We start from the raw sequence: 12,414 nt of genomic DNA, 5'->3' as shown, positions 1-12,414 counted from the left end.
ACTGGTGGTTAAAATGATACAAAATAAGGGGTTTGATATGGCGGTATTTATGCAACATCAGTACTTAATAGTACAGAACAAAAAGCACAAAAGTCTCATCAGATCTTTTTTGGTATCAAGTGCGCTCATCAGTATGTTGACGTTGAGTGCTTGTCAGACGACCTCGCCACTACCTAGCAACACCGCTACAGTGACCACCAAAACACCTGTGACCGTAGCACCTGCAACGACTGAAACACCACAAACTACTCAGAATCGTACTTATGTTACAAATACCTACCCTACCAAACCATATATACCGCCTACTGATGCTACGCCAGAAAACAATACCTACTCAGAAAACACCTCAACTGCTAATAATCCTTTAACGCAGCAAACACAGGTTATAGAACAACGAGAAGTCATATTTAACGAGCCTGTATATACTCCTCCACGTGATGATTATATGATCTCACAACCCCCTACTGCACCGTCACACAATGAACTATTAGAGCAGGCACGTCAAAATTCACAGCAAAGAAGCCGTCAACCTACTAATAATCAAAGCAACTTGCCAGCTTTTCGCAATCTAATGCAAACTGGTACTAATCAGCTCAAATCAGGCAATCTGACTGCTGCTGAAAACAGCTTTACCCGTGCACAGCGTTTAGCGCCCAGATCATCTGCAGTATATTTTTATCTGTCACAAGTAGCACTAAAAAAAGGGCAACCGCGTAAAGCTGAGGCCATGGCTCGTCGAGGTCTGACCGTTTCTGAAGACGCCAATCGTCGCCGTTCACTATGGCAGCTTATCCTACGCTCAGGTCAACAACAAAACGATTCGCGTGTTGTTCGTGAGGCGCAGCAAGCACTCAAGTAATTATTGAATGGTTTTTATATAAAATACAACAACTTACTTTTCATTCACTCAATTTAATTTAATCAAGGTTATCTTTATGGCATGGCAACAACTGCACCTACAATGTGAAAAAGCAAACGTCGATCTTGCAGAGGCACTGTTATTAGAGGCAGGCGCCCTGTCTATCGCGCTAGACGATGCAGGTGATCAACCTCTATTTGAGCCATTACCGGGCGAATCACCCCTGTGGGATGACGTGATACTAACTGGTCTCTTTGACGCTACTACCGAAGATGGGAGTCGACAAGCTGTTGAGCAGCTCAGTCATGATATTGCAGCGCAAATCCAAGCCAGTCGCATTTGGCTCACTGCGGTCGATGATAAAGATTGGGAACGTGAATGGATGACTCATTATCATCCAATTGAATGCGCTAACAATCTCTGGATTGTTCCAAATTGGCTAACGCCACCTGATGCTGATGCTACTAATATTATTATGGATCCAGGGCTTGCTTTTGGCACAGGTTATCATGCCACTACGCGCCTATGTTTAGACTGGCTGACAGAACAAGACTTAAAAGATAAAGTAATAATAGACTATGGTTGCGGCTCGGGTATATTAGGTATCGGCGCATTACTATTAGGCGCCAAACAAGTTTATGCAGTCGATATTGACCCACAAGCAGTACTTTCTACAAACCAAAATGCTGCACGCAATAAAGTTGATGAACGATTGCAAGCATTTTTACCAGAGGAGTTTACAGACTATTGCGCACAACACGATATTATTCCTGTGGATGTTATTGTTGCAAATATTTTAGCAAAACCTCTTATTAATCTCGCTCCTTACTTTGCAACTTTAATCGCACCAAAAGGACGCATAGTGTTGGCAGGATTGATCGAGTCTCAAACCGAGCAAGTTGCAGAAGCTTATCGCCCTTACTTTAATCTTGACTCCAAACATGCTTTCACTTCTCAAGAAGATCAACATTGGCAACGCTTATCAGGAGTATTTACATAATAGCAATACCAAATAGTTTTATTTACATACTAGCAACACTTTATTACATCTGTTACGATAGACAACTGGTTGGATTTTGCAAACGCAATACTGCTCTCCTATTGTCTATCGCGATACAGATACCTATAAATATCTAAAACAAGACAGTTTTTGGTGAGTCGGTACATAGTAATTATTACTGTATTTCTTTGGACTCAATTACATGACTACGCTTATCAAAACTCAATGTCCTTCTTGTCAAGCCTACTTTAGTTTACCACAAACTTTGCTAAGTGAGCTGGATGCAAAAGTACGCTGTAAACGTTGTCAGCAGATATTTTTGGTCAATGAAAACCTTGTAGTTTCTGGTGATGAACCTTCAGATGTCAGTAGCACCTCCACTTTTATCGAAAAAAGCAACAACAATACTTCTCAACATAACGATGACTTCTTATCTTCTGATACGCTCATCCATGATGACATGCCCATTGACGATCTTGAACCATCAAACTTGGAGTACGACTCATGGGATGAAATGAGCGCTTGGTCCTTTGATTTGAACACCACGCAGATATCGTCAGTACGTTCAGATTCTGAAAACGCGGAACCTAAACCTACAGATGCTACGACTAGCGACTCTCCTATCCTTCATGATATGTATAACGAGCAAGAAAAGGCGTTTGAAGAGTCAAACTATGTCATAAACACTAAGCCTCAGCATAATAACGCCTCAGCATCTGCCAATGCTTCTCGCAGAAATGACAATACTAATAGTGTTAATGATAGTGATAGTGATAATGCATGGCTCGAAAAGCTCCTTGAGGAGCAAAACAACAGTACAGACGTTGTAGAGTCTGGTACTGACTTATCGCAATTGTTAGCGAGCATGGGCGTACCGCTAAGAGATCAATTTCAAACTCCTTCTAAGCAAGCAAGTAAAGCTCAATCACGTATTTATCCAGTACAATCTCGTATGCAGACATCTGTAGCCTCCTTACTATGGTTAGCTGGCTGTTTGGTGTTGGTAATGCTATTGTTTGCACAATATGTTATTTTTAATTTAGACAACCTAGTCAAAGACCCAATCCATGCGGAGCGCTTACAAGCTGTTTGCGCTGTCGCAGCTTGTAGCCTACCCAACGCTAATATGTCAGCTTTCGATATCAATGATGTGGCTTATCGGCCCAGTACAGTAAAAACTGCTGACGAGTTTACTGACATAGCAGCTACCTTGGCAAATCAAAGTACAAAATCCCAGTTATTACCCAATCTAAAAGTCAGTATTTATAGTAATGATGATGTCATTGGAGAGTTCATTGCCACGCCAAAGGACTATCTAGTCAGCAAACAAAACGTACTCTCTGCTGAACAAAACAAACCCTTTATGTTTACCGTTCCAGTTGTCAATAATGAGATTAATAGAGTAACTATTGATCCTATTTATTAATCTTTTATATTTGTCTGTTTCTAGCCTGATGTTTACATTGATATGTAATTTGACACTCAGTTAGCCCTTTATTCATAACCTTTGTCGTATGACAATTTTTAAGGACATCACCTTATGGCACACTCAGTTCCTCCTTCTGCCAACCGTCTTGCCCAGCATTCTAATCATTTTAATGAGTCTGATAATCGAGATAGTATTCAGCAACCAACAACTGACGCACAAAGCAGTTTGCAAAGCTCAGACAGCCTCTTATCTAGTGACACAGAGCTTGCGCCAGTGAATGCCCCTCTACGAGTACATGTCGAACGTGTCGTACGTGAGTACTTTGCCGCTTTGGAAGATGAGATGCCAACAGACTTTTATGAGCTTATCTTAAGAGAAGTAGAGCTGCCTTTATTAACTGTCGTGCTTGAGCAGACTCGTGGAAATCAAACCAAATGTGCTCAAATCTTGGGGCTTAATCGTGGCACACTGCGTAAAAAACTAAAAACCCATAATTTAATGTAGCTGATTGTATAGAAAGTAGTATTTATGCTCTAAAATGATATTGAGTTTTGTGTAAATGGGCCAGATGTTTTATTATAGGCACCGTGATTATTGGCATGTTATTTTTTAAGGCTGAGCAGTACGTAACTGGCTTTATATGCGTTGCTATAACCTTAAAAATTAACACTAAGCTTAATATTACGCTTTATCATTATTGTATACGGCAATTCACAGGTTTGATGTGATTATATCTGTGACTGCCACTACTATCTTGCCGGACGTCTGTGTCGGGCTTTTTTTATGGAATCGTTTTTATGGCTACCAAACCGTTTGCTCTACTCTCAGTCTCTGATAAATCTAATATCGTAGAATTTGCTCAAGGGCTTATTCAGTCAGGATTCAACTTATTATCCACTGGCGGTACTTATCGGTTGCTCAAAGAGCATGATGTGGCCGTAACTGAAGTATCAGATTATACCGGTTTTCCTGAAATGATGGATGGCCGTGTTAAAACATTACATCCAAAAATTCATGGCGGTATTTTAGGTCGCCGTGGTACAGACGATGCAGTGATGAATTCACATAGTATCGATCGTATTGATTTGGTCGTGGTTAATCTTTATCCATTTGCTGAGACAATTGCTCGCGCTGACGTCACTATGAATGATGCTATCGAAAACATCGATATTGGTGGTCCGACTATGGTACGTGCCGCCGCTAAAAACCACGCTCATGTAGGTATTGTGACTGATCCAGCTGATTACGAGCGTGTGCTTACCGCTTTAGGTGACGGTACTGAGCTGACAACGGCTCTACGCTATGATTTAGCCGTCAAAGCGTTTGAACATACCGCCCAGTATGATGGTATGATCGCTAACTTCCTAGGTAGCCGTGTCAATGACACTCAAGAACCAGAGAATTTTTCACGTACCTTTAATGTGCAGCTTGAGAAAGCACAAGACCTACGTTACGGTGAAAATCCTCATCAAAATGCTGCCTTCTATACCGAAAACCAGCCTCTAAAGAGCCAGCAAGCTTCTATTGCTACTGCTAAGCAGCTACAAGGCAAAGCCCTCTCTTATAATAATATCGCTGATACTGATGCAGCTCTTGAGTGCGTTAAGGCCTTTAATGCACCCGCTTGTGTGATTGTAAAGCACGCCAATCCGTGCGGCGTAGCAGTGAATCAAGATCAAGTCACTGCTTACAAAACAGCTTTTAGTACCGATCCTGAGTCCTCTTTTGGCGGTATCATTGCTTTTAATTGCCCATTAACAGTTGCGACTGCTAAAGCTATTATTGACAACCAGTTTGTTGAAGTGATCATTGCGCCGAGTGTTGAAGACGGTGTGCTTGACACAACCGCGGCTAAGAAAAACGTACGTGTATTGGTTTGTGGCGAATTACCAACGCCAGCTCAGCGTGACTCTCAACTTGACTACAAGCGCGTCAACGGGGGTTTACTCGTGCAGGAACAAGATTTAGGCTTGATTACGGCTAATGATCTAAAAATCGTAACCGATGTTCAGCCAACTGAAGCCCAGATCGCTGATTTGCTGTTTAGCTGGAACGTTGCAAAGTATGTCAAGTCCAACGCTATCGTTTATGCCAAAAACCAGCGTACTATTGGTGTTGGCGCAGGTCAAATGAGCCGCGTCAATTCAGCTCGTATCGCAGCTATTAAGGCTGAGCACGCTGGATTGGTTACTGAAGGAGCTGTCATGGCATCAGATGCTTTCTTCCCGTTCCGTGATGGAATTGATAATGCAGCAGAGGTTGGTATCTCAGCTATTATTCAACCGGGTGGTTCTATGCGTGACGATGAGACCATTGCTGCGGCAAATGAGCATGGTATCGCCATGGTATTTACAGGTATGCGTCATTTCCGCCACTAGCATGCAATATGTAACGTAGAGACTTGTCACGATATGATTCATTAAAAAAGCCACTGTATAGTACAGTGGCTTTTTTATTCATTATGTCTCATCTTAAAATAAGTCGACACATTTTCTAACTTAGCTGTTCGTCAATAGTTAAAGCCATTATGCCTTTATTGACCTTGTGCGCCAGCTATATTGGCTTCATTAATTTCAACTTTATATACTAAGCGTAAATAGTCTAAATAATCTTGCAGCTGATCTTGACCTAGATTGTCACGAATAATCTGTGCAGTTTGGGCTTTTTCTGTATCTGACAGCTGTGATTGACTTTCAGTTTCGATACGATCACCAACTATCACACTAGCGCCTACCTCAGTCTCTCTAGCTAACGCCACAACCCCATCTTTAGGAGCTTGCTGGCTAAATGCTAAACTGCGTTCCTTGTTGGTCAATAACGTTGTCTGACGATTCACTTGACCTAATGCTTGAAAGTTTACTGGTTGCTCATTAATATCTGCCACAGTCTTAATATTAGCAGCTAATTGTTTAGCGTCTTCAAGAGCCATAGCACTGGCTTTTTGTTGACGTAGCTTTTGCGTGATTATTGGCGTGGCTGCTGCAAGCGTAAGAGTCTGAGTAGGACGATAGTTGCTTGGTTGTACCCACGCCGTACCGTTACCCACTTCAATCCCTGCTGTTACTGCCTGATCCTGAATAGTAAACTCATCGAACGCTTGTTTAATAATAGCAGGTTGCGATAATACTGAAGTATTATTGTCTTTTCGATAGTCTTTGATCTGCTTTAATGCCACGTTTTCTTGCTGCGCAATATCTTCGATACTAAAACCGTCGGCTGCCAAGTCGTTGATCGCTGTTACCTTATCCGCATAAATAGATTGGCGTTTATACTCTTTTGCCTTGGCTGTTAGCTCTTCACGCATACTTTCTAGTCTTGGTATTTTGCTACCATTGTCTTCTGTTACGGTAAATATTTGATAACCAAAACTGGTTTTGATAGGTGGCGTAACCTCACCAACACTCAAACCTTGCAGCGCTGATTCAACAGCGGCAGCATCATTACCAAATACTGATGCATTAAAAAGCCCAATATCACCGCCACTTTCACCTGATGGATCATCTGACTCCGCTTTAGCCAACGCTGCAAATGTTTCACCTTTATCAAGGCGATCTTTAATCTCATTAGCACGCGTTTTTGCGTCATCACCAGTCAATAAGATTTGGCTAATCTTACGTTCATCGACCACAGCAAGGCCTTGTTTATAGCTTTCATATTGCTGTTGCAGCTCTTCTTCTGTCACTGTATCGACTTTAATCATCGCTGGGCTCAGCTGAATGTAAGCCAAATCAACCATCGCATCGCTTTTTAGGGTCTTCTTATTGGCATCGTAGTAAGCTTGAATATCACTTTCACTAAGCTTAACTTGCTGCTGATAATTTTGCCAATTAAAGCGATGTAGCCAAATATTGCGCGACTCTAACTGTAAATCAATCAATTGGTTTACCGCTTTCATAGGATAAATGGCAGTGCCAACGATGCTAGCATTAAGCTGATCGAGACTTAGTTGATTGCGAAACTCAGCAAAAAGCTGGTTTTTGTTCATACCACGTTGACGTAAAAAGTTTGAAAACTGAGCATTAGAAAACTCACCATTTTCATCCTTAAAAGCGTCTTCTTGACGCAACAGACGATTAATTGTTTCATCTGATACCGTCATACCTAGCTTGCCAGCTTGCTGTTCAAGCAAAGTACGATCAATCAAACCTTTTAATACTTGTTCGTGCAACACGTCTTCATTTAACAAGCTTGCATCATCAATTTGGTCTAAAATCTCAGAACGTCTATTATTGACTGCGTTTTGATACTCTGATAAACCTACGCTTGCCTCACCTACTTGAGCAACTTGATTAGGATCAACATTGCCCTGAAAGTAGCTTTCAATACCCAATAAAGCAAGTGGCGATAAGCATAGAATCAATAAAATGCGACCAGGCCAGCTTTTTAAAAAATCGCGCAATTTATCCATAGTTATTTCTACTTTTAACTCATATTGATGATAAACCATTGCAACGCTGTCGATGACATATAGAACAATGGGATGATAAATGATATTTGTGTTATTCAAGCCTGATTAAATCGTAATTTAATAAAGCAGCATTGTCACGCGCGCCCTATGATACGTGAATTTTAGTCTAGACTCAAAATATTCCAAGCTCGTACTATATAAATTGTAGCGATAAAAAAAGCACCTTTATCTAAAGGTGCTTTTTATTGCTTGTTTCGCTAACAAGAGTTAAACAACAGTTATATAAAAACAAGCCAAGATACGCCTAGTTTAAGCGCTCTTTTAGATTTTTACCAGCTTTAAAGCTTGGTACTTTACTTGCTGGAATACTTAGCTCTTCACCCGTCTTAGGATTACGGCCAGTACGGGCTTTACGGTCTTTTACGCTAAACGTACCAAAGCCAACTAATGAGATGCTTTCACCCGCTTCTAGAGCTTCACCAACGCTTTCCATAACGGCGTTCAATGCATCACCAGCTTGAGTTTTGTTAAGGCCACTTTTATCTGCGATGCTATCAATTAATTCTGACTTATTCATAAAATTTCCTTCAAGTTTAAGGGCTAAAATAAACGCTAACGTCCGGCATTGTATCGCTCTCACGTGATATAAGCAATAAAAACCATTCTAGACGCTTTTGTTTGTGGTTGCGCGTTATTAACGCCTTTATATCAAGGCAACAAAAGGAGCGCAAGCGATTTTACATTTTTTCGCCCGCGAAACTACGTATTTGACACCTAACGTTACGCAAATCACCTGTAACTCGTCGTTTCATGTATAAATTCGTCCCAAAATTACCACTTATAAAAGAACAGTTTAGTAAATCACTAAAGCCATATTGGTGCTCTGTAACAGATAGTTTTATCAAAAAGGTAACGCTTTTAATATAACTTAAAGGTTTAACTCAAATTGGAAGGTAAAAATGTATATTATAAAATAGCAATTGACGCTGGTATCAGCTCATTGATTGATGACTAATGGCCTTTTTCTTATTTTTACCCACTTACGGTTCAGTTAGGCTAACGCTCATAAGGTTTTTAGTCTTCATTGAGTGAATAGCGCAACAATTTATTAACTGACATAGAGACACATTACTTTTTATGATGGAAACATTATGATAGCTAACGCATAATATGTTATAAAAACCAAACTATAATCAATCCTATGATTGCAATTATTTATTGCTACTCATATTTTATGTTTATTTCTAACCTGCCCAATAAAATGGATTACTTACATGAAGCGTACTACATTGTCTCACTCTCTTCTTAATATCGTTTTAGTATTCATTGAGTCAGCATTGACGCTGTTGCTACGCCTAGATCCTGAGCTACGTAGGGCTGCATATCCACTAGCGAAACAGGGCACTGTTGTTTGTCTGCGCTTGTACTTACCTCATGTAGAGGTTTTTGCAACTTTTAGCTATAAAGGGGTGTTACTTGATGCGCAGCTACCGGTTGATCGTAGTGAGCCTGATGTGGTTATTAACGCCTATAGTATTCAAGTATTGAATGCTCTTACCTCTCACGACAGTGAGGCGACTGAAAAACTACAAATGCGCGGGGAAGCTGTTCAAGTACAATTGATTAAACAGTTTATCACTCAATTGGGACTAGGTAGCTTGATTCAAGGTGTCATAAAAAAATTCAAAGGTGGCAATGGCAAGCAAAAGCCTAGCGCAGAAGAGATGGAAGAAAAGAAGCACAATTATAAAGTGCGTATTGCAGAACAACAGACTCAAATAAATACGTTGACCATAAAAAATCGCGAGTTTGAAACGACAGTCAAAGAGTTACAGAGTAGACAAAAAACCCTCACCATTGTGTCAGTAATAGCCACTGTTATTGCAATCGGTGCCATCATTGCCTTACTAATGAGCTAACCTATTTGGCTCCTCTTTCTTTGACTAAAAACGCTTAATGACAACTCTGCCATGTCGTTAAGCGTTCTTATCTCAAGTAATCTTCTTCCGATTACCTCCTCTTTTATGTCTTATTTGGGCTTCGAGTTTACCGATTACTTTTATCAATAATCGTGATAGGTAAGATTAACCATACTAAGACACTTTAATCTTGACTAAATTACTCAGGATTAAGTATAATATCTCTATCGCAGCACATATCGGGTTAACCATCTGTTGTCTAGCAGTAATAGCGACTAAGTTATTTAATAACGCTATGATGTAAGTAACCTTACCTCAACTGTACTAATCAACATGCCTAAGCTCGTTATTGAATTTGGCTTATAACTGATCAGCTTGGAGATATTTTATGCGTTTAACTACTCGAGGCAGGTATGCCGTTACCGCTTTATTAGACTTGGCTTTGCAGACCAGTCAGCAAGACAGTGCTGTATCCTTATCTGATATTGCAAAACGGCAATCTATCTCTATCTCCTATCTTGAACAGCTATTTTCCAAACTTCGTAAACGTGGTTTGGTTACCAGTATTCGCGGTGCTGCAGGTGGCTACCATCTAGCTAAGCCTTTGGATGAAATAGACGTGATGACCATTATATCTGCTGTTGACGAATCTGTTAATGCTATGCAGTGTGAAGGACGCGGTGATTGTCAAGGTGGTACAATGTGTTTAACCCATGATTTATGGTGTGCATTGTCAAATCATATCGAACAGTACTTGAAAAATATAACACTAGCGCAATTATTAGACATGGAAAACGTGCAAACAGTATCAGAACGTCAGCACACCTCTACTAAAGAGATTTCTTTAAAAGACATTAATACTATTACTTTATCGACTAGCGAGGCAAACCCAGCATGAGCCAACACAACAACCTTATATATTTAGATTATGCCGCCACTACCCCAGTTGCTAAATCAGTAGCTGCTAAGATGAGCGAGTATCTGACTGTAGATGGCATCTTTGGTAATCCAGCCTCGCGCTCACATGGCTATGGCTGGCAAGCAGAAGAAGCAGTAGAGACAGCACGTCAGCAAATCGCTGAAGTCATTAATGCCGACCCTCGCGAAATTGTCTTTACTTCTGGTGCGACAGAATCAGACAACCTAGCAATCAAAGGAGCAGCGCATTTTTATCAGTCTCGCGGTAAGCATATCATCACGAGTAAGATTGAGCATAAAGCCGTATTAGATACCTGCCGTGAGCTTGAGCAAGAAGGCTTTGAGATCACATATCTTGAGCCACAAGCAGGTACTGGTCTAATTTTACCAGAGCAAGTTAAAGAAGCATTGCGTGACGATACAATTTTAGTATCACTTATGATGGTGAACAACGAGCTTGGTACGATCACTGATGTTGCTGCTATTGGCGAGATCACGCGTGATGCGGGTGTTATTTTCCATGTTGATGGTGCTCAGGCTGTTGGCAAGGTAATTATCAATCTTGAAGAGATGAAAATTGACTTGATGAGTTTTTCTGGTCATAAAGCATATGGTCCTAAAGGAATTGGCGCGTTATTTGTTCGCCGTAAGCCGCGCATTCGCCTAAAAGCAGAACAGCATGGTGGTGGTCATGAGCGTGGTATGCGTTCAGGTACATTACCGACGCATCAGATTGTTGGTATCGGTGCAGCATTTGCCTTAGCCAATGAGCGTTATGAAGAAGATCATGCGCATGCAGCCAAGTTGCGTCAAAAGCTTTGGGACGGCCTGCAAGATATCGAAGAAATTTATCTAAATGGTGACCTTGAGAATAGCGTACCAAACATCGTAAATATTAGCTTCAACTTTGTTGAAGGCGAGTCACTGATGATGTCGTTGAAAGACTTGGCCGTATCATCTGGTTCAGCCTGTACATCGGCAACGCTTGAGCCCTCATATGTACTGCGCGCAATTGGTCGTCCAGATGAATTAGCTCACAGCTCAATTCGATTTAGTTTCGGTCGTTATACTACCGAAGAAGATATTGATACTGTGGTTAAGCAAATGCACGAAGCAGTCGATAAACTACGTGCTCTATCTCCTCTTTGGGATATGTACCAAGAAGGCGTTGATTTAGATTCAGTTGAGTGGGCGGAGCATTAATATTTGGTAGTGTAAGTTTAGTAAAATAGATAATATGGTTATAAAATATAGCCATTAAATGAACAATCAGACAATTATAAATAACGTTTTTATATGAAGTGTTTGACCCCAATTATCGATGAGTAGTTAAACATTTTAAAGTTGATAAATGGCTACTCATCATCTAACTAGGAGAAAACCCCATGGCCTATAGTGACCAAGTTATTGATCATTACGAAAATCCACGCAACGTTGGCAATCTTGACAAAAATGCTAAAAACGTTGGAACCGGTATGGTGGGTGCCCCAGCTTGTGGTGATGTGATGCGTCTACAAATCCAAGTCGATGACAAAGGTATCATTGAAGACGCTCGCTTTAAAACTTACGGCTGCGGTTCAGCGATTGCTTCAAGCTCGCTCGTTACTGAGTGGTTAAAAGGCAAAAGCTTAGATCAAGCTGGCGAGATCAAGAACAACGATATTGCTCAAGAGCTTGCCTTGCCACCAGTCAAAGTTCACTGCTCTGTACTTGCAGAAGACGCTATTAAAGCTGCCATAACTGACTACAAAGGTAAGCATGGTACTGCCGAAGTAGCAGAAGAAGCGACTAATTAATTTTAATAGCATACGCAATGTATGCTGTTAGTACTGCATTAGTAGTATGCTTTTTACTACTAATGTTTAGAGGTGACAATGATGC

11 protein-coding genes are annotated in these 12,414 nt (G+C 40.8%); 9 read left to right on the top strand and 2 right to left on the bottom strand.

The window, feature by feature from the left end; genetic code table 11:
- The first annotated feature begins 13 nt into the window (after nucleotides 1–13).
- The 5 genes from BTV98_RS03480 to purH all read left to right on the top strand — a co-directional run bounded on the left by BTV98_RS03480 (nucleotide 14) and on the right by purH (nucleotide 5,666).
- The gene (locus tag BTV98_RS03480; protein WP_058369063.1) at nucleotides 14–859 is read left to right on the top strand and encodes a tetratricopeptide repeat protein; all 846 of its coding nucleotides are present in this window, start codon (nucleotides 14–16) and stop codon (nucleotides 857–859) included.
- Nucleotides 860–935: 76 nt separating this feature from the next.
- Complete coding sequence (prmA, locus tag BTV98_RS03475) at nucleotides 936–1,859, top strand: 50S ribosomal protein L11 methyltransferase (protein ID WP_058369064.1); 924 nt, start codon at nucleotides 936–938, stop codon at nucleotides 1,857–1,859.
- A 202-nt stretch (nucleotides 1,860–2,061) separates the two neighbouring features.
- Nucleotides 2,062–3,285 carry a DUF3426 domain-containing protein gene (locus BTV98_RS03470; protein ID WP_058369065.1) on the top strand — a complete coding sequence of 408 codons (1,224 nt, stop codon included), beginning with the start codon at nucleotides 2,062–2,064 and terminating at the stop codon, nucleotides 3,283–3,285.
- A 228-nt stretch (nucleotides 3,286–3,513) separates the two neighbouring features.
- Nucleotides 3,514–3,792, top strand: a complete 279-nt coding sequence (locus BTV98_RS03465; protein WP_058369067.1) for a helix-turn-helix domain-containing protein — start codon at nucleotides 3,514–3,516, stop codon at nucleotides 3,790–3,792.
- 293 nt (nucleotides 3,793–4,085) lie between these two features.
- Entirely contained in the window at nucleotides 4,086–5,666 is a 1,581-nt protein-coding gene (purH, locus tag BTV98_RS03460; RefSeq protein ID WP_058369066.1) for a bifunctional phosphoribosylaminoimidazolecarboxamide formyltransferase/IMP cyclohydrolase, read from the top strand.
- 155 nt (nucleotides 5,667–5,821) lie between these two features.
- Here purH and BTV98_RS03455 read toward each other — a convergent pair whose 3' ends face one another.
- Together BTV98_RS03455 and BTV98_RS03450 are read right to left on the bottom strand one after the other, a co-directional pair.
- Nucleotides 5,822–7,696, bottom strand: coding sequence for a SurA N-terminal domain-containing protein (locus BTV98_RS03455; RefSeq protein WP_075102891.1), 1,875 nt, complete (start codon nucleotides 7,694–7,696; stop codon nucleotides 5,822–5,824).
- 304 nt (nucleotides 7,697–8,000) lie between these two features.
- Nucleotides 8,001–8,273, bottom strand: a complete 273-nt coding sequence (locus tag BTV98_RS03450) for an HU family DNA-binding protein (protein ID WP_025653024.1) — start codon at nucleotides 8,271–8,273, stop codon at nucleotides 8,001–8,003.
- A 697-nt stretch (nucleotides 8,274–8,970) separates the two neighbouring features.
- On the opposite strand from BTV98_RS03450, the gene BTV98_RS03445 reads away from it, so the two are divergent.
- The 4 genes from BTV98_RS03445 to iscU all read left to right on the top strand — a co-directional run bounded on the left by BTV98_RS03445 (nucleotide 8,971) and on the right by iscU (nucleotide 12,329).
- Complete coding sequence (locus BTV98_RS03445) at nucleotides 8,971–9,615, top strand: hypothetical protein (protein WP_058369068.1); 645 nt, start codon at nucleotides 8,971–8,973, stop codon at nucleotides 9,613–9,615.
- Between the two features lie 388 nt (nucleotides 9,616–10,003).
- Nucleotides 10,004–10,513: an Rrf2 family transcriptional regulator gene (locus BTV98_RS03440; RefSeq protein WP_058369069.1), complete on the top strand. Its 510-nt coding sequence runs from the start codon at nucleotides 10,004–10,006 to the stop codon at nucleotides 10,511–10,513.
- Nucleotides 10,510–11,736 carry an IscS subfamily cysteine desulfurase gene (locus tag BTV98_RS03435; RefSeq protein ID WP_058369070.1) on the top strand — a complete coding sequence of 409 codons (1,227 nt, stop codon included), beginning with the start codon at nucleotides 10,510–10,512 and terminating at the stop codon, nucleotides 11,734–11,736. The genes BTV98_RS03440 and BTV98_RS03435 overlap by 4 nt, the downstream gene beginning before the upstream one ends.
- A gap of 182 nt (nucleotides 11,737–11,918) precedes the next feature.
- Nucleotides 11,919–12,329, top strand: coding sequence for a Fe-S cluster assembly scaffold IscU (gene iscU, locus BTV98_RS03430; protein ID WP_058369071.1), 411 nt, complete (start codon nucleotides 11,919–11,921; stop codon nucleotides 12,327–12,329).
- The last annotated feature ends 85 nt before the right edge of the window (nucleotides 12,330–12,414 follow it).

It is taken from the genome of Psychrobacter sp. Cmf 22.2, assembly GCF_001921745.1.
In the GTDB taxonomy this organism is placed as follows: Bacteria; Pseudomonadota; Gammaproteobacteria; order Pseudomonadales; family Moraxellaceae; genus Psychrobacter.
Note: the sequence above shows the minus strand (reverse complement) of the source record. Positions and strands in the feature narration are given on the sequence as shown.

What these genes read in the sequence shown, in the direction of transcription:
- prmA (WP_058369064.1), top strand. Translation starts at nt 936, where the DNA reads ATGGCATGGCAACAACTGCACCTACAATGTGAAAAAGCAAACGTCGAT.
- BTV98_RS03440 (WP_058369069.1), top strand. Translation starts at nt 10,004, where the DNA reads ATGCGTTTAACTACTCGAGGCAGGTATGCCGTTACCGCTTTATTAGAC.
- BTV98_RS03455 (WP_075102891.1), bottom strand. Translation starts at nt 7,696, where the DNA reads ATGGATAAATTGCGCGATTTTTTAAAAAGCTGGCCTGGTCGCATTTTA.
- BTV98_RS03445 (WP_058369068.1), top strand. Translation starts at nt 8,971, where the DNA reads ATGAAGCGTACTACATTGTCTCACTCTCTTCTTAATATCGTTTTAGTA.
- purH (WP_058369066.1), top strand. Translation starts at nt 4,086, where the DNA reads ATGGCTACCAAACCGTTTGCTCTACTCTCAGTCTCTGATAAATCTAAT.
- BTV98_RS03435 (WP_058369070.1), top strand. Translation starts at nt 10,510, where the DNA reads ATGAGCCAACACAACAACCTTATATATTTAGATTATGCCGCCACTACC.
- BTV98_RS03470 (WP_058369065.1), top strand. Translation starts at nt 2,062, where the DNA reads ATGACTACGCTTATCAAAACTCAATGTCCTTCTTGTCAAGCCTACTTT.
- BTV98_RS03450 (WP_025653024.1), bottom strand. Translation starts at nt 8,273, where the DNA reads ATGAATAAGTCAGAATTAATTGATAGCATCGCAGATAAAAGTGGCCTT.
- BTV98_RS03480 (WP_058369063.1), top strand. Translation starts at nt 14, where the DNA reads ATGATACAAAATAAGGGGTTTGATATGGCGGTATTTATGCAACATCAG.
- iscU (WP_058369071.1), top strand. Translation starts at nt 11,919, where the DNA reads ATGGCCTATAGTGACCAAGTTATTGATCATTACGAAAATCCACGCAAC.